This window comes from Roseateles sp. GW821-FHT02E12 (assembly GCF_059421665.1).
Genome location: NZ_JBWKVK010000001.1, coordinates 1,604,896 through 1,629,812, shown reverse-complemented (window position 1 = coordinate 1,629,812; position 24,917 = coordinate 1,604,896). Strand labels below are relative to the sequence as shown.

Here is a 24,917-nt window from a genome sequence, read left to right as displayed (position 1 = left end):
CGTCACGGCCGGCCCACGCACTCAGGCGATGGGCCCCGACATCACCCATTCCGATGGCGCGATGTCATAGGCGTCCTGCGCACAGGCAACGGCCTCCTCGAGGGTTTCATGCCAGGTATCGGCGGCATAGCGCCCATCCAGCGAATGGTAGACAAGCATGAAGTTCTTGTTTCCATCGTCTGTGATCTCGAATCGAAACTCGAGCTCGAGCGCGTTGTCGTCATCAGGATCTGCGGGCGACCACCCACTGTTAGGGTGACCGAGGATGCGTACAACTCGGCAAGGGATGGTTGCGTAGGATTTCATTGATGCGAGCGACGGTCAGGCCGCATTTTTGCCTGCCTTGAATGCGTATGGCCCGTCACCGAGCATTGCCTGGAGAACAAGCATCGCAGTCCATACGGCAGGCAGCTCGGCGCCAGCGCCGACAAACCAGAATCCCTTGCGCACCGCCCAAAAGTGAGTGGCGCCAAGCATCATGGGCACGGCGTACAAACTCACCCATCGAGTGAAGACGCCCGGGATCAACAACAGCGCACCCGCGAATTCCGCCGAGAGCACGTACCAAGGCACAAACGACGGGTATCCGTTGGCCGCAAAGTTCGACAACCATTGGGGGAGGCCGCCCGGCAATACAGCGAACTTCCAATACAGATGGGCGATGAACAGCAGGCCGAGTACCGATCTCAGCAGGAGCGGGGCGTAGAAAGCAGCATGACGTGCAGGCATGTGAAAGGGGCTAGCTCACCTAGTAGGTCAGCGCCATGGCCAGTGAATCGAAGTAGACGCCGTTGAAACGCATGCCATTGCGCTTGCGACCTTCGTGGACGAACCCCGTACGTTCATAGAGCCTGATCGCGTTGACGTTGTCTGCGCGAACCTCGAGTTCTATTCGCGTGATGCCACTTTGCCGCGCGTGAGCCAGTGTGGCTGCCATGAGTTGGCGGCCAATACCCCGCCCTCGATAGGCAGAGAGAACGCCCATTCCCAGCGAGCCACAGTGCTTCACGGCCGCGGCCCAACCCGGGAACACATCGCACCAGCCTATGACGGCCAAACCGTCCAGCGCAACGTACTGCGCAGCGTTGCTCTGGACGCTCTCACGAACGAACTCTTGGATGCGCTCCAGAGGCAAGGCTTCCGTTTGGGCGAGGAACCTGTTTTCTCTCGCAACGGCATCGAGACACGCGCGAAAGCCTTCGGCATGGGCTTCGGTGATGTGGGCGATTTCGAACGGCATTGGGCGGTCTGACATGTTCCAGGGTGACAGTCACTGCCGCAACGACTATGCCAATGAAACATCGGCAAAGCGGCGTGAAGTGACAAGTTCTTCATCGGCGGACGGCGACGGCCTAAGCGCCTGCATGGCGCCGCGCCAAGTCGCCAGCCCACTCCGCCACCCGCGCCCTCACCGCCGCAGGCCCCATGGCTTCAGCCTCGGGCGCCAGCGACAACACCAGCCGCGCCGCCTGGTCCACGCTCTCGATGGGTAGCTTGAGCCTGGCCCAACGCTGCGGCCCGGGCGGCTTTTCTGGCACCGCAGCCGCCACGGCCTGTGCCGCGTAGCTGCCCTTCTCGGCCAGCCGTCGGCGACCCTCGGCGGTGATGCGAATGACCGCGACCTCGGGTCGCAGATCGCGCTCGAAGCGCTGCAACGAGGCCTGCCACCAGGTCGACAGGTCGAAGTCGGCTGGGCGCTCGAACACCTCTTCACTCACGCTGAACGACTGGATGTTGGCCACCTTCAGCGTCAGCGTGCGCGCGCCGGCTCGCGCGACGGCATACCAGCTGCCACCCTTGAGCACCAGGCCCAGGGGTTCGGCCTTCCAGTGGCGCTCGCCCTTCCAGCTCAGATAGTCCAGCTCGACACGGCGGCACTCCAGCACCGCCTGCGCCAGCGCCGGCAGATGAGCGGCCGGCTCGCCGCCCTGATACCAGTCCAGCGGGTCCACATGCAGCCGCGCCTGCAAGCGGCCGGCCAGCGCCGCGGACTCGCCAGGCAGCGCCGACTGCAGCTTGAGCCGCAGCCGCTGCGACGCTCCCCCCAGGCCCAGCTCGCTGGCCGCGCCTGGCAGGCCCAGCAGCGGCAGCGCCTGGGCCTCGTCACCGAGCAAACCGTTCAGCCGCGTGGCGAAGCCCTCGCGCAGCCTGAACCCGCCGCCACGGCCGCGCTCGGCGTAGACGGGCACGCCGGCGGCTGACAGCTCGTCGATGTCGCGCAGGATGGTGCGTACCGACACCTCGAACTCGCGCGCCAGCGCCGGCGCCGTGATCTGCGGGCGCAGCTGCAACAGGATCAGGATGGACAGCAGTCGGCTGGCACGCATGTCGTCGATGGGGCTCGGCAATACATGACGCGCATTGTCAGCTTATGAACCGCAACATGCCGCCATCCCCAACACAAGGACGAGACATGAGCACCCCCGACCCCGAACGCCGCCAGTTGCTGCAGGCCGCTGCCGCCATGACGATTGCAGGCAGCGCCGCCGCCGCAACACCTGCCGAGCCCGTGCCCGGGCCGGCCATGACCGGCACGCTGCCCGCCACGCGCACGCCCGGCAAACCCGGCGACTTCGACTTCCTGACCGGGCGCTGGAAGATCCTCAACCACAAGCGCCGTGGTGGTCCTCAGGGCGCCTGGGATGTCTTCGAAGGCGAGGCCACCGTGCACGCCATCCTGGCGGGCATCTGCAGCGTCGAGGAGCTGCGCATCCCGGCGCGCCAGTTCAGCGGCATGGGCCTGCGCCTGCTGGATGTGAAGAAGGCGCAGTGGTCGGACTTCTGGGTCAACGCCGCCTCGGGCGAACTGGGCGCGCAAGGGTTGCCCGGCAGCTTCGAGGGCGGCGCGGGCATCTTCCAGGAGCAGTCCGAGGAAGACGGCAAACCCGTCATCTACCGCAGCGTCTGGGACCGCATCACGCCCACCAGCTGCCGCTGGCAGCAGGCCGCCTCGCGCGACGACGGCAAGACCTGGGTGATGGACTGGTCGATGGACTGGACGCGGGTGGGCTGATCACCGCGCGCGGCGCTCGTCGCCCAGCCGCTCCAGCACGCCTCGGATACCCGCACCCTCGCTGATCTGCGGGTTGGAGTAACCGTCGCTCTTGCCCGCCTCCTGCTCGCGCACCTCAATGAGCTTGCGCGCGAACGCATGCGCTTCGGTGAAGGACCAGGTCTTGCGCAGCGCATCCTGGTACATCGCGCGGCCGAAGAAGGTCAGCTCCGAGCGTTTGCCACAGCCGTAGGAGGTGTGCTCGGCGTCGGCCGCCGTCATGACCAGCGTGCCGTCACCGGCCAGCGGAGCAATCCAGCTGCCGGAGTAGCAGGCCGACACTGAGATCACGCGCCAGCGCACACCGGCTTCGTCCAGCCAACGCTTGAGCAGCTCGGGCGTGACGGGCTCGGTCTTCAGCGGCCAGGTGTCGTTGGCCAGCTTGCCGTCGCGACCACCGTGCGAGGTCAGATGCAGGAAGAGCACGTCCCGGTCGCGGTCCATCACGGCGGCCATGCGGCTGATGGTCTTGCGCAGATTGGCCGGGGTGCCCCAGGGCAGCGTATCGCTGGTTGCACGGTTGGCCACCAGTTCCACCAGGCGACCGTCCGCACCAAAGCGTTCGCGCATGGTCTTGGCGACGGTGGCGCTCTCGCGCATGAAGACGTCTTCCGACGCGTTGGGCGCATAGGTCGCCGCGTAGACATTGACCCGGCCCTGCTGAGGTGGCAGCAAGCCCTGCAACGCCGCGGTGATCAGTTGCGCCTGCCTGCCCAGGGTCTCGTCGGTCAATGGCAGCGCGGTCTCGGGTTCAACCTCAGCATCGGCATTGGCACTGGCCGGCGGCTCGGCCCACCAGAACGTCGGCGGAGCGAGCCAGCCGTTGAGCATCAGCGGGATCGGGACCAGCAGCAGGGCAGCACCACGCGCCAGCCCGGAACCCGCTGCCCGCCACAGCAACACAAGCTGCGTCAGGCCCGCCCAGCACAAGGGCAGCAGCCATGCTGTCAGTTGCAGGCTCAGGGGCCATTGCTCGAACGGATCGAGCGCGGCGCGCATCCCGAGAAGGATGCCACCGGAGACCAGACCGAGCATCAGCCCGGCAATGCAAACCAGCGCAAACAGCGTGGCTGGCCCCGGCATCGCCGACACTCGCGCCGAGCCAGACCTCGCAACCACCCAGCACAACCAGGCCAGGATGACGATGCCCGCCCAGCCTGCGAGAAAGCCTTGCCAGAGCAGCATCGGCGTGCCCTGCATCATCACGCGCTGAGCAATGAACTGCAGCAGATAGCCCGCCAGGATAGGCGCTGCGACCGTCGCCGGCGAGGCCTCAAGGCCCTCCCAGCGCGGCGCGCGGAACGCCAGCACGCGCGCAGCTTCGCGTAGCCATGACGCACCGCCTCGTGCGGGCGCGCCGTCGTCCAGCGCTGCGGCCGCCAGCAACGGCGCGTCTTCAGGCGCTTGCAGCGCCCGATCATCTTCATTCATCGCCACACCCGAATCTGCCGGCCATCGTCTCTAGCTCATGCGCTCAAAGCGCGGCCTGACGACGCCGTCAACCTCCAGCGTGCCAGTGAACATCTCGAAAGGCCTCACCCACCATCCACTGTCGTTGTACAGCGGCCGGTAGACCACCACGACCTCCAGCGTCTCGCTGTGGCGGGCTACATGAAGCACCTCGTACTCGCCGCCCTTGTAGTGGCGGTAGCGGCCGGGGGCGATGGAAGGCAGCGGGGGCAGGTCGGATTCGCTCATGCCCCCGATTTCACCTCAGGGCTTGAAGGCCGGGTCACTCTCCGCACCCTTGCGCGGCTGCCAGCCCAGGCCGTAGTACTCGCCACGGTCACGTGCCCAGGGGTCGAAGGCGTTCGTCACATGGGCCAGCTCGGCGCTGAGTTCAGGCACCGTGCGCAGCAGCACCCGCTTGAAGGGCGAGACCTCGATGCGATGGCCGTTGCTCTCCTTCGCCTCGAACTGCTTGCCGCTCGGGCCGTTGTTCAGCAGCCATTCGATGCCGAGGTGGCCGTAGAACTCGGGGCGGAAGCTGCTGGTGAAGAAGCGGTCGCTGAACAGGCGGCGCGACGCGTTCAGGATGAAGACCTGGAACTGCGTCTCCGAGATCGCATAGCCATGCGGCCGCGTGAACTCGGACAGCCACCCCACCACGGTGTCCACGTCCTCGATGTTGTCCACCAGGCTGCCATCGGGCTTACCCAGGCAGTCGTTGATGGGGCTGCCGTCGAGGTTCTTCTGCGCGGCGGTGATGACCTTCTTCGCGTCGCACTTGTGCTGGCCGTAGACGCCGCGCAGCTCGTTGATGACCTTCTGCTGGCGCAGGCGCTCGGGCGAGCCTTGGGCCAGGCGGGCGTCGATGAAATCGTCGAAGCTCGTCAGCTGGCGCAGCCCGTATTGCCGGCGGAACTCGTTGAAGCGCGGCACGCCGTGCTCGCGGTCGCGGATGATGTCCAGCGCCGCGACGTCGATCTTGCCGGTGGTGGACTGCAGCCGCGGGATGGATAGGTTCTGCAGGAAGGCCGGCGTGTTGCCCAGCGTCAGCAGGCCCAGGCGCTGGCGGCCCATGGACAGCGCCCAGTCGGCGGCGCCCTGCTCGTTCAGCGCGCCGGTGGCCTTGCCGCGGAAGGTCTCGATGACCGGCACCTTGGCGGCGATGCGATTGGGGTCGGCGTCCCAGTGGCGCAGCTCGATGAGGTCAGGCACCAGCGAATGCAGGCGGTAGACGCTGACGAACTCCTCGGGGAAGTTGAAGGGCGAGCCGAAGTGGTTGACGCCACCGTTCACGTGATCGGGGTTGGCGAGGCTCCAGATGTCGTCCTTCGTCGCGTCGTGGCGGGCGAAGAGGCGGTCGCTGGTGTAGACCCGTGCGCCCAGGCCAAAGATGCCCGGCCCCGAGGCCAACGCCGAGTACCACTGGCCGGCCTTCTTGGCGTCGGTGCTCTTGCCGAAGTTCTGCACGACGATGGCTTCAAGCGCGTTCTCGACGAAGGGGTGGCCTTCGAACAAGCCGCCCCAGTTGGCGTTCATGCCGAGGTAGAGCGGCTCGTCGTAGAGCAGCTGCGTCGTCCACTCGATGGTGTGGATCTTGGCGATCTCGGCGGCAACGACGAGACGGCCCACCTCGAAGAGCACGTCGGCCGACACATCGCGGTAGCGGATGACGGCGCCGGGCTGCGCCGGGTCGCGCAGGCCCGAGTCGGCATCCGGCGTGGCGGCCGCGCGGCGGCGGAACTCGGCGACGAAGGCGTTGTGCTCGCGCGAGAACACCGTCTGGTAGAACCCGACACCGATGCTCCAGTTGTCCGGGAAGGCTGCCGCCCCCTGGCCGGCCCACTGCGGCAGGATGGGGTCGCCCGCCGCGAAGACGGGCAACTGGCCCAGGGCTTCGCCGGCGCCGCCGCGGGCACCGGGTTGCAGCAGCAGCCGGGCCGGGTCGGCCGGGTCGCGCTTCACGCGCTGACGCGAGACCGCGTTGTAGCCGTAGATCTGCGAGGCGTCCCACCAGGCCGTGTTGTTGTTGGCATGCGTGCGGAAGGCTCGCGCCAGTGGCTTGGTGCCGTCGGCCGCCGTGTAGCGCGGCGGCGCATTGCCGTCGGCAACGAAGGCACGGTCGATGCGGTCATCGGGCCGGCAACCGAGCTTGGCGGCGTCGCCCGAGCAGCCGACAGACATCCACTGCGGCGCATTGCGGCCCTCCTCCATGTGCGAGAACCAGTCGTGCGTCATGAACTGGATCCAGAACGCCGCCAGCACGTTGAAGAACGGCGCCTTCTGGTAGTCGCAGTTCGCGTCAACCGAATTGCCGGGCAGGCCCTGGCCGTCGCGGCACTTGGCCGGGTCGCTCTGGGCGCGCGTGAAGAGCTTGCGGCTGATGAGCTGGGGGTCGGGCTGCAGCAGCGAGAGCCGGTCGCCATGGCGGTTGCGGGCGAGCTGGTCGTCGCTGATGTCGGGGTAAGTGGCCTCGAACTGCACGTTGCGTGCGAACAGCGCGCCGGTCGAGCCCATCTTCGGGTTGCGGATGTCGTTGCAGACACCGCTGAGCTGGCGCCAGCGGATCAGCTCGCCCTGGCAGAGCTGCGCGCCGTCGCCGCCCACCGCGGCGTACAAGGGCGAGTCGGCCGGCAGCCGCATCGAGGGCCAGGTCTTGATGGACGCACCCGCCACGCCGTCGCGGCCCGTGGCGTAGTCGGCAAAGCTGCCGGAGTTGTCGAAGAGGTTGAACTTGATCAGCTCCATGCGCTGGTATTCCAGGTCCAGCAGCGCACCGTCGACACCGCGCCCGTTGGGCCCGAGATGGCTGCCGACGCCACTCGTGCCCGGCAGCAGCGAGGCGCTGTCGCCCGTGGCCCAGTAGTTGGCCCAGTCGACGTAAGGCGTTTGGCGGAAAGCCGCGGCGCGGTCGCTGCCGCGGCAGCGGGCCACGGCCTCGCCCACCTTGCCGTTGAAGCGCTCGCCGCGCTCGTCGGCCACCTTGCGAAAGCCCCCGGCCACCATGGCAGTGCAGTTCTTGGTGTCGTCCAGGCTGGACTGCGGTGTGGTGCTGATGCAGCCGGCCAGCAACAGAAGCGGTGCGAGCAGCCAGGTGAAGCGATGTGTCATGCGGTTGTCCTCATCTTGTTCTTGGGTCACCGCGCAACATAGCGAGGGCACGGCCGCAGCGTCAATCCTGCGGAGTGCCATGAAGATTCAGGTTGAGGACGCCCTGCCTGGCGAGGCGGCCTATCGGGCGCCCTAGGCGCCTAGGGTGGCTGGCGGCAGGCGCCGTCTGCCTTGGCCGCGGCGGACTGCTTGCACAGCTCGCGCCACAACCGCAGGACGAGGCCGTTCTCGCGCTGCGCAAACGCCGGCAGCGCGCCAACATGCAAGCGGCGGCGCTCGACGACCGGGCTGAGCTTGACGATCTGGCGGGCCAGCGCTGCGTCCTGGCGCAGGCGCTCGTCGACGTAAAAGCTGTGCACCAGCAGCAGCGGCGTGCGGCCGGCCACCAGCTTCTGCAGCGCGCTCTCGTGGTTGGGCGCGGCGTCCAGCGGCCAGCCCCGCTCCTGGGCAATCACCTCGGCGCGGCTGCCGGAGGTCACGCCCAGGCGCGCGTCTCCCGCGAGCGCGCCGAGCTGCTGGCCATCCCAGCTGCCAACCGCACCGCGGCGGGCATAGAAGGCGTACTCGACATGGCCCAGGCTGTAGTCGAACTCGCGCTTGGGGCCGCTGCGCGGCGGCAACGCCAGCAGCGCGGCAATGGGCCCGCCCTCGCCCACGCCGGCCACGAGGTCGAGCTGGCCAGCCTCGATCATGGCCCGCACGCGCCGTGCCGGCAGGCGCAGCAGCTCGGCATGCTCCAGGCAGCCCACCTCACGCAGGGCCGCGCGAATCCAGTCGACGAGCAGGCCGGGCGGCTTGGCGAAGTCATCGCCCTGGCCGCGCAGAAAGGGCTCGGCCGAGGCATCGGGAAAGGCGATGCGCAGGCGCTCTGGGCAGGTCTGGGCCTGCACGGCGGCGGCCGAGAACAGCGCCGCCGCAAGGGCGCACACAATGCCGCGCAAGGTCCGAGAGTCCACGCGACCGAGTATGCGGTTAGCCCCTCATTTCTGATTGTTTGCAAACGATATGAAACCGTCCCGCCGTCAACTTCTGCACTTCTGCGCCGCCACGGCCGGCCTGCTGGCTGCCGCCCGCCCCAGCCAGGCCGCTGGCGGGCCGCTGCTGGCACCACGGCTGCGCCCGGGCGACACGCTGGGCCTCGTCAGCCCGGCCAACGCCACCTTCGAGCGCGAGCCGCTGAAGATCGCCATCGAGGCGCTGCAGGCCCTGGGCTTCAAGGTCAAGCTGGGCGAGTTCGTCGCCGCGCGGCGGGGGCCCTTCGCCGGCACCGACGCCCAGCGCGCCGCCGACATCAACGCGATGTTTGCCGACGACTCGGTGGCTGGCATCCTGGCGATGACCGGTGGCTCGGGCTGCAACCGCATCGTCGACAAACTCGACTACCGACTCATCGCCGCCAAGCCCAAGTTCTTCGGCGGCTTCAGCGACCTGACCTGCCTCGTCAACGCCATCCATCGCCAGACCGGCCTCGTCGCCTTCCACAGCCCGGTGGCCGGGTCGGAGTGGAACGACTTCTCGGTGCAGAGCTTCAAGGCCGTCGCGATGAACGCCGACGCCGCCGTGCTGCGCAACCCAGTCGTGAAGCCGGTGGATGACCTCGTGGCTCGCGAGGAGCGCATCACGACGATCCGCCCGGGCAAGGCGCAAGGGCGGCTGGTGGGCGGCAACCTCACCGTGCTGGCATCCATGGCCGGCTCGGCCTACTTTCCCGACTGCCGCGGCGCCCTCCTCTTCCTCGAGGACATCAACGAATACATCTACCGCATCGATCGCTGCCTGTCGACGCTGCGCCTGGCTGGCGCCCTGTCGCAGCTGAGTGGTGTCGTGCTCGGCCGCTTCACCAAATGCGAGCCCGGCGACGGCTACGGCAGCCTGACGCTGGACGAAGTCTTCGACGACTACTTCCAGCCGCTCAACATCCCCGTCTACCGCGGTGCGGCCATCGGCCACATCAAGCGCAAGCTGACCGTGCCGGTGGGTACGCCGGCGGAGATGGATGCGGACGCGGGCACGATCCGGCTGCTTCAGCCGGCCGTCATTTGACGCAGCCCGATGCCGGCAGGCCGTAGGGCTTGAGCAATTCGGCCGTGCGCCCACTGCGGCACAGCTCGTGCAGCGCCTTCGCAAACGCCGCTGCCACGGCCGCATCGACGCGCTGGCGATTCAAGCCGAAGGCATAGCCAAAGCTCTTGACGACGCCGGCCGGGCGCAGGCTGCTCAGGCCCTCCTCGCGGATGAGCTGCAGGGCAACGGCCTCGTTGGCCAGGGCCAGGCCCTCTTCGCCGTAGCGGCCGGCGGCGAGCTTGCGCAACACGGTGCGGTTGTCGGTCTCGATCTCGGCACGAGCGCCCGGCACCTCGTTGACGAGGGCAGTCAACGCATCCTGCGCACCCGAAGGCCCATAGACCCCGATGACGCGGCCCGCGAGCGCGCGGGTGTCGCCGTCGAAGTTCAGCGTGCTGGCGTCGCGCGCAAACAGCAGATAGCGCGCATCGATGACGGGCGGTGAGACATGGAACCTGGGCCGGGTCGTGGGCGGCGTCACGATGGCGAACACGCCCTCGACTTCGCCCGCCTGCCCCATGCGCAGCGCACGCCGCCACGGCAGGACCTCCACGCTGCAACGCCAGTCCAGCCGCGCGCAGACGGCCTGCAGCACGTCGACCAGCGGCCCGGCCGCGCGGCCCTCGGTCTCGTAGCTGTAGGGCGGCAGCGGCTCGGCAACGAAGCGCAACTCCGTCGCCGACGCCAGCGTGGCCCAGCCTGCCAGGCTGGCCGCCATCCATCGCTTGCCCATGCTCGCCCTCCTGGCGGCGAGGATAGACCGGTCAGCGCTGCGTCGCCACCCAGTTCACGAGCGCATCCAACACCGGCCGCCCCTTGGCCGCAGCCTCGGGATGGTTGAGCAGCGCGACGAAGACCCAGGTCTTGCCCGAGGCGTCGGGCACGAAGCCGGCCAGGCCCACGGCGTCGCGCAGCGTGCCGGTCTTGAGCCGTGCCTGGCCGGTGGCCGGGCCGTCCTTGAGGCGGCGCGACAGCGTGCCGTCGACACCCGCGACGGGCAGCGTCGCCAGCAGCTCGGGTGCCTGGGCACCGGCCTGGCCCGCGCGCAGCAGGCCGGCGAGCTGGGCCGGGCTGATGCGCTCGCTGCGCGACAGGCCCGAACCGTTGTCCAGCACCAGGCCGCGGTCGTCCAGGCCATGGGCGGCGAACCAGGCGCGCACGACGCGCTCCGAGGCGACCAGCGTCGGCTCGCCACCCTGCGCCGCCTGGGCGCCAAGCTGCAGGTAGATGAGGCGGGTGAGCGCGTTGTCGCTGCGCTTCATGACGCCGCGCAGCACCTCGGCCAGCGGCCGGCCGCGGTGGGTGGCCAGCACGACGGCGCCGGTTGGCGCGGCGGCTTCCACATCGCCCGGGCCCATGCTGCCCCCCAGCTCGCTCCAGAACTGGCGCAGCGTATGCGTGACCAGCCATTGCCGGTCGACGATCTGCAGCGGCGCGCGCTGGCTGCAATTCGCAGGGAAAGCCCCTTGCAGCTTCAACGCCCAGCCGTCGCCGGCGGGTTGCACGATGGCGGGTTTCCAGACCTCATCCCAGTCCTTGCACAGCCGCGTGGACTGCGTCATCGCGCTGGCGTCTACGCTCAAACCCTGCAGGGTCGGCAGGGCTCGTGCGGTGACGCCGCTGGCCGTGGCCTGCAGCTCGAAGTCGAGCAGGCTGCCATTCAGGTGCAGCGCGTCGGGGATGACGTTGTAGTCGAACTCCGGTGCGTCATCGAAGGGCGGCAGGCCGATGTCGAAGCGGGTCGGCTTGAACAGCGTGCGGTCGACGACGAGGCCGCCACGGATCTCACGCACGCCGCTCTCGCGCAGTTGCCGCAGCAGCCACCACAGCGCCGGCCAGTCGAGGTCGGGGTCGGCGCCGCCGCGCAGGATCAGCGGGCCGTCGATCACGCCGTTCTGCGCCGGCGCGCCCGCCAGCAGCTCGGTGCGACCGCGGTGGTTGATGCCCAGCTTGTCCAGCGCGACGGTGGCGGTGACCAGCTTCATCGTCGAGCCTGGCGACATCGGCTCGTCGGCACGCCGGCGCAGCGCGGCGCGGGAGCCGTCCAGCGGCTGCAGCACGAAGCCCAGGCTGTCGGCCGGCAGCCCGGCCTTCGTCAAAGCGGCCTGCACCGGGTCGGGCACCGTGGGCGTTGCGCAGCCGGCCAGCAGCAGCGAGGCAGCAAACAGCCAGGCACGCATCAGCATACCCCCAGGCGGTGGGCGACGAGCCGGGCCAGCGCCACGTCCTCCAGGCCGATGCCGACGCTCTTGTAGACCACGATGTCCTGCGGGCCGCGCGGGCGCGGGTTCACGATCAGCTCGCCCAGTTCGACCAAGCGCTCCGGCGCGATGACGCCGGGCGCGGCGAGCACGATGTCGCCCGCCTCCTGCTGCGCGGCGGCGAGCCACTCGACGGCAACGAGCGCGGCGCGACCCAGCAGCGTGTCGTCCAGTTCGCGCGCCGTCTTCGTGCTGGAACCCACCGCCGCCACGAAGGCGCCGGGCTTGACGAGGGCGCCGTCGAACAGCGGCGTAGCCGAGCGCGTGGCGGTGGCGATGACGTCCGCCTCGGCAGCAGCCGTGGCCGCGTCGACGGCCTGCACGGGCACGCCCAACGAGGCCTGCAGTTCGGCGGCGAAGGCCTCGGCGCCGGAGCGCGCACAGACCAGCACGCGCTCGAAGCGGCGCACGCGGCACAGTGCCTCGGCATGCGCCCGGCCCTGGATGCCGGCCCCGAAGACGGCCAGCGTCTTCGCATCCGGCAGCGCGAGCAGGTCGGCCGCAACGGCACTCGCTGCGGCGGTACGCAGCCGCGTGAACTCGTTGGCCTCCAGCGTGGCCAGTGCGGCGCCGGTATCGGCCGAGAACAGGCTGACGAGGAAGTTGTACTTGCCGTTGCGCGCCGAGTAGACCTTGGTACCGAGCACGGCCGGCAACTCACCGTCGGCATCGAGGATGGCGCCCATCGCGCTGATGGCGAGCGAGGCCCCTTCGCGCGTGGCGGTGGCGCGGTGGCGGGCCAGCACCTGGGCCTGGCCGCGGCCGTGCTGGGCGAAGGCGGCGTGCAGCGCGCGGGCGGCGCTGTCGGGGTCGAGAACGGCCGCGACTTCGGCCTCGGTGATCAATCGCATTTCAGTTGTCCATTCCGTGTTCGCGGCATCGCGAACGCATGCAACGCAGGCTGAGCGCCGGGCCGCTCCCAAGCCGGCCCGGCATGGCGATGTGCTCGCCGGTCAAACCGGTGAGCATCGCCGTCCCCCAGGGGGACCGTCCAAGGTATTCCTTGGGCGAGGGGCCTAGCAAACAGCACTGTAGAGGGGCGGCCGCGCACCGTGAGCGCGCTTTCATGCGGCACACATTCCCGCAGGTTATGTGCGGCGCACAAGCATTCATTGAACGGCGCGCAACACCTGGGGTGCCGCCCCCTGGGCGGGCTCGCACGTGGCGGCGAACATCGCCGGCAATCGGAATCACATAGAGGAGTCGTTGAGATGAAGTTGAATCGACTTGTGGCGCAGCTCGCCATCAGCGGCCTGGCCGCTCACACCGGCCTGGCGCTGGCGCAGAACGAAAGCTCGCGGCTCGAGCGCGTCGAGGTGACGGGCTCCAGCATCAAGCGCATCCGGGACGAGGGTGCCCTGCCCATCCAGGTCATCAGCCGCAAGGAGCTGGACCGGGCTGGCATCGCGTCGGCTGAGCAGATGATCATGCAGCTCAACATCAACGGCAACGGCCTGGACAACCTGGCCGGCAATGCCGACGTGGTGGACGGCGCGGCGCGTGGCAACAACGGCGCCAGCAGCGCCAACCTGCGCGGCCAGGGCAGCAATGCGACGCTGATCCTGCTGAACGGCCGCCGCGTGGCAGCCCACGGCCTGAACGGCGGCACGGTGGACCTGAACCAGATCCCCTTCGCGGCCATCGACCGCGTCGAGATCCTGAAGGACGGCGCTTCGGCCATCTACGGCACCGATGCCATCGGCGGCGTCATCAACTTCATCCTGCGCCAGAACTACAGCGGCGTGACGATCAACGCGCTGGCCGACGTGCCGCAGCAAAAAGGTGGCGAGATCTACGGCGCCGCCGTGACGGCCGGCTACGGCAACCTGGCGACGGACGGCTTCAACTTCCTGGCCTCGCTGTCGGTGCGCGACAACAAGGTGCTGCGCGGCGACCAGCGCGACTTCGTCAACACCTTCCAGCCCGACCGCGGCCTGGCGCCCGACACGCGCGGCACGCCCATCGCGACGCTGTTCGCCATCAACGGCACCCAGGCCAACGTGCTGAGCCGCGACAACATCAACAACACCGGCCGCAGCACCGGCCCGGTGGACTTCGCCGACCCGACGCTGCGCGTCAACGGCATCAACATCCTCGACCTGCCCGGCCAGGCGGGTTGCTCGTCGGTGGACGGCATGAGCCCCTACCAGGAGAGGCTCTGGGCCACCGCCGCGTCCAAGTACGGCTGCGCCTGGGACACCGGGCGCGCCGCCGTCATCCAGCAGCCCATCAAGAACACCAACCTGGTCAGCCGCCTGACCTTCAAGCTGGGTGAGCACCAGGTCTTCGGCGAGGTGGTGCTGGGCAAGGCCGAGTCGGCCAAGAGCTTCTCGCCCAACCAGATCACCAGCGGCACGGACACGGCCACCACCTCGCTGCCCAACACCACCGTCGTCGCCAGCCCCTTCCGCAACCTGCGCTACCCGAGCACGGGCGCGGGCTACACCGACATCTTCAACGCGCTGGTCAAGTCCTTCCCGCAACTGGAGGTGAACCGCGGCCTGCCGATGGCCTTCCGCTGGCGCTGCATGCCCTGCGGCAACCGCGAGATCGACACGACGGCCGACACGGCCCGCTACCTGGTGGGTGCCGATGGCGCCCTGCCCTTCTTCACCGACTGGGACTACCGCGTCGGCTTCTCGCGCGCCGAGAGCAAGGGCAGTTCCACCATCGGTGGCGGCTACCACTACTGGCAGCCCTTCGCCAACCTGATCAACACCGGCGTGCTCAACCCGTTCTCGCTGACGCAGACGCCTGAAGCCATCAAGGCGCTGGACGCGATCTCGGCCAACGGCGTGACGCTGTACGGCGGCAAGTTCACGATGCAGCAGGTCGACGCCACCGTGTCAGGCCCGGTGTTCAAGCTGCCCGGCGGCACCGTGATGGCTGCGCTGGGCGTGGACTCGCGCTCCGAGAAGTACAAGTTCGACGGCGACCAGCGCGCCAATGCCAACACCGTCGACGCGCTGATCTTCAACGTGCCCTTCGACAACGCGCTGGCCACGGCCGGCACGCTCAAGCGCACCATCAAGGCCGTGTTCGCCGAGGTGGCCGTGCCCGTCATGAAGGACATGGAGATCACCGGTGCCATCCGCCGCGACGAGTACACCGGCTTCGGCTCGACGACCAACCCCAAGATCTCGCTGCGCTACAACCCGACGGAGCAGCTGCTGTTCCGCGGCGCCTACAGCACGGGCTTCCGCGTGCCGACCTTCAAGCAGATGTTCGACCCGATCACGCAGAGCGTGTTCGTCGGCGCCGACTTCACCGACCCCGCCACCTGCCCAACGCGTGTGGTGTCGAACGCGCCCGGCTGCGCGAGCGTGCGCGACTTCAACACGCTCTTCGGCGGCAAGTCCACCCTCGGCCCCGAGGAAGCCAAGATGTACAGCGCCGGCATCGTGCTGCAACCGAGCAAGGATCTCGTCGCCAGCCTGGACTGGTGGTCGGTCGAGCGCACGGGCACGATCCAGTCGTTCGGCCTGACGACGCTGGCCGACAACTACCAGTACTTCCAGGACAACTTCTTCCGCGACAGCGCCGGCAAGCTGGTGGCCGTGGACACCCGCTGGGTAAACGCCGGCGAGACCATCACCAAGGGCCTGGAGTTCAGCGTGCGCGGCAGCATGAACGCGCTGGGCGCGGCCTGGACGGGCTCGTTCGACCTGTCCTACCTGCTCGACAAGAAGTCGCGCCTGGTGCCGAGCGCGCCGATGGGCAGCAGCGAGGTCGGCCGCTTCACGCGCGCCGGTGACCTGGGTATCCGCTGGAAGCACACCGCCACGCTGACCCGCACCGAGGGCGACTGGGCAGCCACCGTCCAGCACGTCTACCGCACCGGCTACCAGGACTTCACGCTGCCTGGCGTGGCCAACGGCACCGTGAAGCCGAGCGACTGGAATCCGCGCGTGGCGGCCTACTCCATCATCAACGCCAGCGTGGCCTACGCCGGCATCAAGAACCTGACGATCACGGCCGGCATCAAGAACCTGCTGAACCAGGATCCGCCGTTCAGCGTCACCTACGACACCAACACCGGCGCCGGCTCCAGCTGGGAGCCGCGTGTGGCCGACCCGCGCGGCCGCGCCTTCACGCTGCGCCTGGAGTACCGGATGTTCTGATGAGACCCTGCTGGCCTTGCCAGCTTCTGCAGCCCCGCCCCATGGCGGGGCTTTTTTTTGATGGGTACCGGACGTTGTGCCGCGAGGCGGCCCAACCTGCGCAGTCGACGTTTCAGACGAGCGTCAACGTGCCGGCCGCCACATCCATGTCGGCATGCACACCGAGCGGCAACGGCCGGTTCGGCTGGCCATGGCCCGAGGGCCAGCCGGCGAGCACGGGGCAGCGCAGCCGCGGCAGATGGTCGGCCAGCACGGCATCGGGGCTCTCGGCGCCGCTGAAGCTGCCGACCAGCAGGCCGGCAATGCGATCCAGCACGCCGGCCAGCCGCAACTGCGTCAGCATGCGGTCGACACGGTAGGGTTCCTCGCTGATGTCCTCGACGAAGAGCAGCGCGCCGTCCACCTCGGGCAGATACGGCGTGCCGAGCAGCGCGCAGAACATCGCCAGGTTGCCGCCGATCAGGCGGCCGCGAGCGCTGCCGCCGTGGCTGAGGGTGTGCGGCTCAGCGCGGCCGACGACATCGCCCACGCGCCAGCCGCGGGCCAGGCTGTCGAACAGCGCGTCGGTGTCGGCTTGCGAGCCGGGCAGGCCCCAGTCGCTGGCCGGCATGGGCGCATGCAGGGACGGGACGCCTGCGTTCGTCCGCAGCGCGTGCAGCACGGTCAGGTCGCTATAGCCGATGAGCAGCTTGCGCGTGTGCGCCAGCAAGCCGAGGTCGAGGTGATTGAGCAGGCGGATGCAACCCGAGCCGCCGCGCAACGCGAGCACGGCGTCGATCTCGGGGTCGGCAAAAGCGGTGTGCACGTCGGCCAGGCGGACGGCATCCGACGCGGCGAGGAAGTCCAGCGGTGGGGGGCCGAAGCAGCTCGGCAGCAGCACCGGTTCATAGCCGCGTTCGCGCAGCCAGCCTTCAACCGGTTCCAGCCGCCCCGGCTTGGGCGGGCCGGCCGGCGCGATGACGGCGATGGCGGCGCCCGAGCGCAGCGGCGGGATCAGGAATTCGTCTTCAGCCATGCATGCACCGCGCCGCCGAGGGCGGGCAGCTTCCAGGTGGTCGATGCGTCCGGGTGCGGCGCGTAGCGGCTGCCCAGGCTGGTGGTCACGGCGATCAGGTAATGCAGCTCGCCGTCGTGCACGATGCCGGCGTCGCTGCCGTAGTTCTGCGTATTGCCGGTCTTGTGGGCAAAGCGAGAAGGGATGCCAGGCACCCAGCCGGGCAGCGCGCGCAGCGACTCGCTGCTGAGGTTGTGGTGCAGCTTCTGCGCGTCCAGCGCACGGCGGATGACAGCGCGGCTGGCGGGGCTGACGAGGGCTGGCTGAGCCGGCGCGTCGGCGTCAAGCCGCCACATGAGCCGCAATGCATCCCAGGCCGTCATCTGGATCTGGCCCACGCCCGAGCCAGCGGCGTTGCCCCAGCCGCCGTCGGGCTGGGTGTTGGCGATCATCAAGCCCGGCAGGCCGTGGGCGGCGAACAGCGCGTGCATCTCGTTGTGCACCTCCACGCCATGCTCACGCCGGATGGCGCCGCGGTCGTGCAGGTGGGCCACGAGGGCCGAGGTGGCCTCGTTGCTGCTGACGGTGATCATGTCGAACAGCCAGTCGCCCACCGGCCGGGTCTGGCCCGCAAAGGCCAGGGGCAGCGCCCAGTCGCTGCGGCCGCCGTCCACGAGCAGGCCCACGCCGACGGCCACCATCATCTTCAGCAGCGACGCTGGGTAGGGCGCGACGAAGTGCGGGCCGCTGCCGAACCAGGCGGGGAAAGCGATGCGCGACCAGTCCGCCCCGGGCAACCAGGCGTAGGAATCGCCCGCCGCATCGCGCACATCGGCGTGGAAGGCGATGTTGCCCACCGCCCCGAACTCGCCGTCGAAACGCGCGACGAGGCCCTGCGGGTGCTCGCGCGAGAACAGCACGTTGGCGCCCACCGCCGCCGCGCCGCGCGGGAACACGGCCACGGCGAGGTCGACGCTGGGATGCCAGCCGAGCGGCGCGCCGCCTTGCAGCTTGTCGGGCGTGGCCTCGAAGCGCTGCGCCAGCACGGCGGCGCGCAGGGCTTCAGCGAGGTCGTCGGGGGTCACAGGCTCAGGCCTTCCAGCGGCAGCGGGCTGGCGCGGCCCGAGACGAGCTCGGCCACGATGTTGGCCGTTGCGAACGAGAAGGTGAAGCCCAGCGGCCCGTGGCCGACGTTGAGCCAGAAATTGCGCACGCCGCTGGCACCGACGATGGGCGCGCTGTTGGGCGTGGCCGGGCGCAGGCCGGCCCAGGCGGTGGCGCGGTCGTAGTCGGCGGCGTGCGGGAAGGTGGCGCGCACCGAACGCTGCAGCGAGGCCAGGCGCTGCGGGTCGATGGACTCGTCCTCACCCACCAGGTCCACCATCGCGGCCACGCGCAGGTCGGTGCCGATGCGGGCGTAGAGGATCTTGCGTTCGAAATCGGTGACGCTAACCTCGGGCGGGCGGTGGCCGGCGGTGATGGGTGCGGTCAGGCTGTAGCCCTTGAGCGGGTAGATGGGCAGATTGATACCCAAGGTCGCCGCCAGGCTGCGGCTTTGCAGGCCGGCCGCGAGGATGACCTCGTCGGCCGCCAGCTCGCCCGCCGAGGTGCGCACCGCGCGCACGGCGCCGCCGGCGTCGACCGAGAAGCCCTGCACCGTGGCGGCCAGCTGGCCGCGGAAGTGCTCGTGCTGCTGCAGCCGGGCGAACAGCTGCTGGCAGAAGGCGTGGCAGTCGGCCACCGCCTCGCCGGCCGTGAAGATGCCGCCGGCCAGGGTGGCCTCCCCTTCCTCGAACTGGGCCAGCGCGGGCTCCAGGGCCACGCACTCGTCATGCGACAGCGCCTGCTCCGAGCCACTGGCCCGGACGCGCGCAGCCACACGGGCGAACTCCGCCGGCTTGCGGTAGACAACGAGCTTGCCCGGCGCACGCAGCGCAATCGCGTCGCCCAGCTGCGCCTGCGCCTGCAGCCGCGTGAACGACGCCTGGCTGTAGGCGCCCAGCGCCAGCAGCCGCTCGGTCATGCGCCGGTTCACCGGCCCGCGGCAAGCGCGCAGGAAGGCGATCAGCCAGGACCACTGCGCCCAGTTCGCCTCGGGCTTGAAGCGCAACGGGCCGTCGGGGTCGAGCAGCCAGCGCAGCGCCTTCAGCGGCACGCCGGCGTCGGCCAGCGGCGACACGTAGCGATAGCTGAGCTGGCCGCCATTGGCACGGCTGGCGCCCTGGGCCACCTCGGCCTCGCGCTCGATCAGCGTCACGCCATGGCCTCTTTCCAGCAGCGCCCAGGCCGTGGTCAAGCCCACCACCCCGCCGCCGATCACCACGCAATGCTTCATCCTGCCCTTGGACCCTTGTCTTGGCCGGCAGGGTAAAGAGACGCGCCGTCAGCGGCCAATGAAAGCGGTGGTTGCGGCCATCACCCCGCGTTATGGCGCGCAGCCCGCTCAGAGTCCAGGCGTCGGCCGGGCGCGCTGCTTGAAGAAGGTGTCCCAGGCGTCACGGTAGGCGCGCTGGGTGTCGGCCGGCAGCGAAATGCGCAGAGTGTCACGCAACATGGCGGCACCCTCGGGCGTGCCCAGGGCCGTGTCGATGAGCCGGATGGCCACCTGGCCCCAGGGCGTGCGCGGGCAGGCAACGCCGCTGACGACGGGTTCGCTGGCGCCCCTGATGGGCAGCGCGGCCAGCAAGTCACCCGGCGTACGGCTGGCGAAGGCGACCAGGGTGTTCGGGTAGTCCAGGGTGTAGTCGGCCCGACCCTGGAGGAGCATGGGCAGCAGGTTGCTACCGTAGTCGCCACCGAACACGCTCTGCAGTTGCGGGTTCGCCGATGGGGCGCCGAGCATGGTGTCCAGCGCCGGGCCATAGCTGCGCCCCTGGGTGACGACGCCGCGCAGCGATTTGTCGCCCAACAGGGCCTCGAGATCGACGGCGCCGCTCGCGTCCACGCGCAGCGCGGCGCGGCGGTCCTGGCGCACGATGAGCTGGGGCGGCGGCACCAGCCAGGTATTCGTGAAATAGGCCAGGCGCTCGCGCTCGGCGGTGCGGGCCGCGCCGGCATGGCAGGCCTGCTGTTGCTCGCGAATCAGCGTCCAGCTGCGCTCGGCATTGGCCACCACGGGTTTGAACACCACCCCAGGCAAGCGCGCCTGCAGCCACTGCGTCAGCTCATCGGCCGGTCGCCGCATCCGGTCGCCGTCCGGCACCGCCATGGTGTTGCTGACCACCCAGGTGATCGCATCGACGACCAACGGCGCCTGGGCAGACGCACTCCCGCCGGCCACAAGAGCGAGGCTGGCCACCCGGGCAGGCAGGCGGCGCAAGCTCAGCCCGCCAGCACGGCAGCCATGGCCTCGGCCGTAGCCTCGACGTTGCGCGTGTTCAACCCGGCCACGCACATGCGGCCCGAGCGCAGGATGTAGACGCCGAACTCGGTCTTGAGCCGCTCGGCCTGTTCCGCCGTGAGGCCGGTGTAGCTGAACATGCCGCGCTGGGTCAGGAAGTAGTCGAAGTTGCGGCCTGGCAGCTTGGCGACGAGCACGTCGTACAGCTCGCGGCGCATGGACTGGATGCGCTCGCGCATGTCCGCCACCTCGGCCTCCCACATGGCGCGCAGCGCCGGCGTGGTCAACACCTTGGCCACAACCTGGCCGCCGTGCATGGGCGGGTTGGAGTAGTTGCGGCGGATCATGAACTTCATCTGTCCGAGCACGCGGGCGGCCTGATCAGCGTCCGGGCAGACGACGCTCAAGCCCCCACAGCGCTCGCCGTACAGGCTCATGCTCTTGGAGAAGCTGTTGGCGATCAGGAAGCTCAGGCCCTCGTCGGCCAGCAGGCGCGGTGCGAAGGCGTCCTCGTCGATGCCGTCGCCGTAGCCCTGGTAGGCCAGGTCCAGGAAGGGCAGCAGCTGGCGTTCGCGGATGACGGGCACCAAGGCGCGCCACTGGTCCTGGGTCAGGTCCACGCCGGTGGGGTTGTGGCAGCAGGCGTGCATCAGCACGACGCTGCGCTCGGGCAGGGCCTGGAGATGCGCCAGCATCTCGTCAAAACGCAGGCCGCCGGTGGCGGGGTCGTAGTACGGATACGTCTCGCAGGTATGGCCCGAGCCCTCGAAGACGGCGCGGTGGTTGTCCCAGGTCGGGTCGGACAGGTAGATCTTGCTGTCCGGGAAGTAGCGCTTCAGCAGGTCGGCGCCCACCTTGAGGCCACCACTGGAGCCGACGCCCTGGATGGTGGCGATGCGGCCGGCCTTGATCGCCGGATGCTCTGCGCCGAACAACAGGGCCTGAACGGCGCTGCGGAAGTTGGCCGCGCCCTCCATCGGCAGATAGGGCCGCGGGCCAGCGGCCTCGACAACGGCCAGCTCGGCAGCGCGCACCGACGGCAGCATGGGGATGCGGCCGTCGTTGTCGAAGTAGATGCCGATGGACAGATTGATCTTGCCGGCGCGGGGATCCTTCTGGAAGGCCTCGTTGAGGCTCAGGATAGGGTCGCCGGCATAGGCATCGACATGCTCGAACATGGGTGGGCTCCGTTGGGGGAACCCGGATTATCCGAGGCCTTCACCTCCCCTGCCGCCGGCAGGCCGTCAGCGCGCCTTGCGCAGCTCTATCAGGCTCTGGGAGTCGCTGATCCAGACGGCGCGTGCGGCGCCGGTTGCGCTCTTGGGCAGATCCTTGTCGACGGCGGGCGCCTTGGCCGGCAGCTTGCTGGCGTCTTCCCAGATCCAGGCGTTGCACACCAGCTTGCCCTTGCAAGCGGCCGTGCCGGCAGCCTTGAGGGCGGCCTGGTCGGTATTGGCGCTGCACAACACGAGGGCCACCTGATCGCTGCTGTCCTTGGTGCTGCAGCCGGCATGGGCGGAAGCGGCACCGATCAGGCTCAGCAGGCCGGCGACCAGGGCGCGCGAGGCAGAGATTCGCATGGGCATCTTTCAGGTTCGGAAACAAAAAGACCGGCCAGAGGCCGGTCTCGATCATCCGTCGAAACGACGGAAGTGCCGGACTCAGGCCTTGCGGCGGCGGCTGACAGCCACCAGGCCCAGGGCCAGACCAACCAGGGCGATGGAGCCCGGTTCCGGCAAGCGGTTCACGATGGCCTGCACCTTGGCGTTGATGGCGACCGGGAAGTCGGCGAAGTTGTTGACTTCAAGGACCCACGGATTAGCAGCGGTCATCGGGTTGGTGGGGATGCTGCCGTCCGGCAGGACAACGCCACAGCCGGTGTTGACGAGGCACAGGGGCGAGAACACCATCTGGGCAATCGAGGGAGAGGCGCCAGCGGAACCGATGGCCTCGGCCGTCATCGCGTCGATGCCGGCACCTTGCGCGGCGACCGCGGCAGCAATGGCAGCCGCCTGCGAGTTGGGCACACCGTCGGTCGCGATGTTGATGATGGACTTCAGGCCGGCGTTGTAGTTGGCCGAACCGATCATCGCCCCCGAGATGGCACTGATACCCAGGTCCGTGGCGGTGGTGCCGCCGGAGTAGACGATGCCATTGATGGCCGCAATGATGCCTGCCAAGGTGCCACCCGTCACGATGGTGGGCGCCACGATCTGCGCGGTACCGGTCGCAAAGGTGTAGACCGTGACTTCAATGCTGCCGTCGGTGGGCAAGGCGCCCAGAGCGGTGGCATAGCCGGACTGCATGATGGCGAAGTTGGTTGCGCCGATGCTGCCGGAGGCGTCGATCAGGAAGCCCAGTTGAGTGGTCGGCGCCGCGGACGCCGAGAAGGTGGCGGTGGCTATGGCCAGAGAGGCCAGGGCACCGCGCATGAAGCGGGAGATGATGGACATGGCTTACTCGTCGGTTGGGTTGAAGGGGCGAGGTTTTGCCGGCCTGCAGGGTTCCCCTGGTGCACTGACAGCGTCGCCTCGACGAACCCTGCAGGCCGGTTGCACCTCGCTATGCATCAGCCATGCCAACAAAAGAAATATCTCGCTACATCAATGAGTTATGACGCCATGGGCACTGGACTCTTTACAAACTGCAAAGCCCACCGACATCCCTAATTTGTCGGAATCAGGGGCAAACGGCATGCCAAGCCACCCACCGCCCGTGCGGGTGCGACCACCCCAGAATCCGCTCGGCAACGCGGCCGGCGGCCGCCCAGCGCAGCGTCCACAGCGTTGCCGATGCGGCCGGCTCACCGGCCGGCAGCCGTGGCAGGGGCGGCACGCGCGTGTCGCGGGCGCTCAAGGTCGGGAGCTCGCCACAGATCCATGCCAGGCCACGGCTCAGGCAGAGGCGGTCGACCGTCGCCCTGAGCCGCGCGAGGTCGGCCTCGGGCAGGTAGTACAGCACCCAGCTCGTCAGCAGCACCGGCTGCACGCCGGCCGGCAGCCGGTCGAGCCAGGGCTCGATGGCGGCGATGCAATCGGCCGATTGGGTCAGCATGACCGGCATGGCCCGCAGCTGCGCGGCCGCGCGCACCAGGCGTTCGCGGCGCGTGGCGTCGTGCGGCCACAGGCAGGCCTGCAGCCAGCGCAGCCGCTCGGGTTCGTTCACATCGACGGGCGCCAGGTCCAGGCCATGGCGCAGGGCGAGTCGCCAGCCGGCCGTAGCGGGCGGCGGCTCCAGGCCCAGCCAGCGTGACTCGATCTCGGCCCGCTGTCCATCAGCGGCCGGGCCGCGCTCGTGCCACGCGCCGTCGTCGCCGCGATAGCGCAGCGCGTACTGGTCCACGCCGAGATTGAGGCCGGCACTGCAGCCGAAATCCAGCAGCGCGAGATCGCAAGCGCCGGTCGCACGCGCCGCCGCGTCCAAAGCCGGCCAGAGGGCCGCGCCGCGGGCGATCTCGTTGGTCTGCGTCGCGCCGTGGCGCAAATGATCCAGCAGCGCCGGCCATTCGCGCGCCAGGCAGGCCGACAGCGCCGTGGCCAGGCCGGCGTCGGGTTCGCGCTGGCCGCCGGCGCTGCGGTAGTAGGCCGCCAGTTCCGGCGCGGCGCCGGCCAGCACACGGTCGTGCAGGGCCGCCAGCAGCAGATTGACCTTGCGCTGCGGGGGCGGCGCCTCGGCCAGCAGGGCCAATGCCCGCTCATCCTCGGCAGCCAGGGCGCACAGCGCGGTGTAGAGGGGCTCCAGTGCGCATTCCTCGCGCCCGAAGCGGCGCAGCAGTTCCGACAGCTCAGCGTGTTGCATGCCGCCAGCATAGGCAGGCGCGCCACCGCCTTGTGTCGGCCAGCCGACAATGCGCCATGCCCGAAAACGACGTGTTGTGGCGGGTGCTGGCCGCCAACTTCCCTGGCCTGGTGCTGCCCGACGCGGTCTCGGCGCACTTGCCGGCGCTGGTGACGCATCGCCGCCTGGGAGACGGGCGCAGCCTGTTCGTGCAGGGCCAAAAGCCCACCGCCTTCTACGCGGTCGCGGCCGGCGAGATCGAGACCCGTTTCACCGGCATGGACGGCACGGTGTCGGTCATCGAGCATGTCGGCCCGCCACGCCTCTTCGGGCTGGCGGCCTTCGCGGCCGGACAGCCTGCCGAGTACGAGGCTGTCGCCCGAGGCAGCAGCCTGGTGCTCGTCATCGGCCGCGAGGCCTACATGCTGCTGATGGACCAGGTGCCAGGTTTTGCGCGCGCCTTGATGGCCGAGTTCGCGCGGCGCTACGACGGCACCTTGCGCCTGCTGCAGGCGGCGCGCCACCAGGGCGCGGCGGAGCGCTTCGCACTGGCCCTGGCGCAGCTGGCTCGAGAACGTGGCCAGGCCACGGAAGACGGCTGGATGGAGGTTCAGGCCACGCAGGCCGAGCTGGCCCGGCTCGCCCATCTGTCGCGCCAGACTGCCAACCAGTTGCTCGCCGCGGCCGAAGCCGAGGGTCAGGTGCGTCGCGGCCGCGGCCGCTGGCTGTGGCGGCCAGCCCGCCGATGAAA

Annotated in this window: 23 protein-coding genes; 4 read left to right on the top strand and 19 right to left on the bottom strand. The window is 69.2% G+C overall.

The annotated features are described in order from the left end of the window. Positions 1-21: 21 nt before the first annotated feature. From AC07V5_RS07820 to AC07V5_RS07805, 4 genes are all read right to left on the bottom strand, one after another. Positions 22-306: a hypothetical protein gene (locus AC07V5_RS07820; RefSeq protein WP_495115074.1), complete on the bottom strand. Its 285-nt coding sequence runs from the start codon at positions 304-306 to the stop codon at positions 22-24. Between the two features lie 15 nt (positions 307-321). Continuing rightward, positions 322-729, bottom strand: coding sequence for a DoxX family protein (locus tag AC07V5_RS07815; RefSeq protein ID WP_495115073.1), 408 nt, complete (start codon positions 727-729; stop codon positions 322-324). Between the two features lie 19 nt (positions 730-748). Then, complete coding sequence (locus AC07V5_RS07810) at positions 749-1,240, bottom strand: GNAT family N-acetyltransferase (RefSeq protein ID WP_495115072.1); 492 nt, start codon at positions 1,238-1,240, stop codon at positions 749-751. A gap of 112 nt (positions 1,241-1,352) precedes the next feature. Beyond that, complete coding sequence (locus AC07V5_RS07805) at positions 1,353-2,327, bottom strand: helix-turn-helix transcriptional regulator (protein ID WP_495115071.1); 975 nt, start codon at positions 2,325-2,327, stop codon at positions 1,353-1,355. An 86-nt stretch (positions 2,328-2,413) separates the two neighbouring features. Between AC07V5_RS07805 and AC07V5_RS07800 the strand changes: the two genes are divergently transcribed. Further along, positions 2,414-3,013 (top strand): twin-arginine translocation signal domain-containing protein, encoded by a 600-nt coding sequence (locus AC07V5_RS07800; RefSeq protein WP_495115070.1) that lies wholly within the window; start codon positions 2,414-2,416, stop codon positions 3,011-3,013. Here the strand turns inward: AC07V5_RS07800 and AC07V5_RS07795 are convergent, their stop codons facing one another. The 4 genes from AC07V5_RS07795 to AC07V5_RS07780 all read right to left on the bottom strand — a co-directional run bounded on the left by AC07V5_RS07795 (position 3,014) and on the right by AC07V5_RS07780 (position 8,550). After that, a complete protein-coding gene (locus tag AC07V5_RS07795; protein WP_495115069.1) occupies positions 3,014-4,483 on the bottom strand; it encodes a C13 family peptidase in 1,470 nt (489 codons plus the stop codon). A 30-nt stretch (positions 4,484-4,513) separates the two neighbouring features. Next, a complete protein-coding gene (locus tag AC07V5_RS07790) occupies positions 4,514-4,750 on the bottom strand; it encodes a DUF1653 domain-containing protein (RefSeq protein ID WP_495115068.1) in 237 nt (78 codons plus the stop codon). A 15-nt stretch (positions 4,751-4,765) separates the two neighbouring features. Further along, a complete protein-coding gene (locus AC07V5_RS07785) occupies positions 4,766-7,609 on the bottom strand; it encodes a peroxidase family protein (protein ID WP_495115067.1) in 2,844 nt (947 codons plus the stop codon). Between the two features lie 140 nt (positions 7,610-7,749). Then, positions 7,750-8,550 (bottom strand): hypothetical protein, encoded by an 801-nt coding sequence (locus tag AC07V5_RS07780; protein ID WP_495115066.1) that lies wholly within the window; start codon positions 8,548-8,550, stop codon positions 7,750-7,752. Positions 8,551-8,614: 64 nt separating this feature from the next. Here AC07V5_RS07780 and AC07V5_RS07775 point away from each other — a divergent pair, with 64 nt between their 5' ends. Beyond that, positions 8,615-9,652, top strand: coding sequence for a S66 peptidase family protein (locus tag AC07V5_RS07775; protein WP_495115065.1), 1,038 nt, complete (start codon positions 8,615-8,617; stop codon positions 9,650-9,652). Here the strand turns inward: AC07V5_RS07775 and AC07V5_RS07770 are convergent. The 3 genes from AC07V5_RS07770 to AC07V5_RS07760 are packed head-to-tail and all read right to left on the bottom strand — an operon-like array spanning position 9,645 to position 12,785. Beyond that, positions 9,645-10,406, bottom strand: coding sequence for a substrate-binding periplasmic protein (locus AC07V5_RS07770; RefSeq protein WP_495115064.1), 762 nt, complete (start codon positions 10,404-10,406; stop codon positions 9,645-9,647). The genes AC07V5_RS07775 and AC07V5_RS07770 overlap by 8 nt on opposite strands. A 31-nt stretch (positions 10,407-10,437) precedes the next feature. Beyond that, positions 10,438-11,853, bottom strand: a complete 1,416-nt coding sequence (gene dacB / locus AC07V5_RS07765; protein ID WP_495115063.1) for a D-alanyl-D-alanine carboxypeptidase/D-alanyl-D-alanine endopeptidase — start codon at positions 11,851-11,853, stop codon at positions 10,438-10,440. Continuing rightward, positions 11,853-12,785, bottom strand: a complete 933-nt coding sequence (locus tag AC07V5_RS07760; protein WP_495115062.1) for an ornithine cyclodeaminase family protein — start codon at positions 12,783-12,785, stop codon at positions 11,853-11,855. The genes dacB and AC07V5_RS07760 overlap by 1 nt, the downstream gene beginning before the upstream one ends. A 360-nt stretch (positions 12,786-13,145) precedes the next feature. On the opposite strand from AC07V5_RS07760, the gene AC07V5_RS07755 reads away from it, so the two are divergent. Continuing rightward, the gene (locus AC07V5_RS07755) at positions 13,146-16,055 is read left to right on the top strand and encodes a TonB-dependent receptor plug domain-containing protein (RefSeq protein ID WP_495115061.1); all 2,910 of its coding nucleotides are present in this window, start codon (positions 13,146-13,148) and stop codon (positions 16,053-16,055) included. Positions 16,056-16,167: 112 nt separating this feature from the next. Here AC07V5_RS07755 and AC07V5_RS07750 read toward each other — a convergent pair whose 3' ends face one another. From AC07V5_RS07750 to AC07V5_RS07715, 8 genes are all read right to left on the bottom strand, one after another. Then, positions 16,168-17,070 carry a S66 peptidase family protein gene (locus tag AC07V5_RS07750; RefSeq protein WP_495115060.1) on the bottom strand — a complete coding sequence of 301 codons (903 nt, stop codon included), beginning with the start codon at positions 17,068-17,070 and terminating at the stop codon, positions 16,168-16,170. Beyond that, the gene (locus AC07V5_RS07745) at positions 17,049-18,134 is read right to left on the bottom strand and encodes a serine hydrolase (RefSeq protein WP_495115059.1); all 1,086 of its coding nucleotides are present in this window, start codon (positions 18,132-18,134) and stop codon (positions 17,049-17,051) included. The genes AC07V5_RS07750 and AC07V5_RS07745 overlap by 22 nt, the downstream gene beginning before the upstream one ends. Beyond that, the gene (locus AC07V5_RS07740; protein ID WP_495115058.1) at positions 18,131-19,384 is read right to left on the bottom strand and encodes a D-amino acid dehydrogenase; all 1,254 of its coding nucleotides are present in this window, start codon (positions 19,382-19,384) and stop codon (positions 18,131-18,133) included. Before AC07V5_RS07740 ends, AC07V5_RS07745 begins: the two co-directional genes overlap by 4 nt. 108 nt (positions 19,385-19,492) lie before the next feature. Further along, positions 19,493-20,368 carry a hypothetical protein gene (locus AC07V5_RS07735; RefSeq protein ID WP_495115057.1) on the bottom strand — a complete coding sequence of 292 codons (876 nt, stop codon included), beginning with the start codon at positions 20,366-20,368 and terminating at the stop codon, positions 19,493-19,495. 2 nt (positions 20,369-20,370) lie between these two features. Then, positions 20,371-21,567, bottom strand: a complete 1,197-nt coding sequence (locus AC07V5_RS07730) for an amino acid aminotransferase (protein ID WP_495115056.1) — start codon at positions 21,565-21,567, stop codon at positions 20,371-20,373. Positions 21,568-21,633: 66 nt separating this feature from the next. After that, positions 21,634-21,969 carry a hypothetical protein gene (locus AC07V5_RS07725; protein ID WP_495115055.1) on the bottom strand — a complete coding sequence of 112 codons (336 nt, stop codon included), beginning with the start codon at positions 21,967-21,969 and terminating at the stop codon, positions 21,634-21,636. Positions 21,970-22,050: 81 nt separating this feature from the next. Continuing rightward, positions 22,051-22,842: a VWA domain-containing protein gene (locus AC07V5_RS07720; RefSeq protein WP_495115054.1), complete on the bottom strand. Its 792-nt coding sequence runs from the start codon at positions 22,840-22,842 to the stop codon at positions 22,051-22,053. Positions 22,843-23,068: 226 nt separating this feature from the next. After that, entirely contained in the window at positions 23,069-24,187 is a 1,119-nt protein-coding gene (locus AC07V5_RS07715) for a DUF2332 domain-containing protein (protein WP_495115053.1), read from the bottom strand. Between the two features lie 56 nt (positions 24,188-24,243). Between AC07V5_RS07715 and AC07V5_RS07710 the strand changes: the two genes are divergently transcribed. Then, positions 24,244-24,915, top strand: a complete 672-nt coding sequence (locus tag AC07V5_RS07710; RefSeq protein WP_495115052.1) for a Crp/Fnr family transcriptional regulator — start codon at positions 24,244-24,246, stop codon at positions 24,913-24,915. The last annotated feature ends 2 nt before the right edge of the window (positions 24,916-24,917 follow it).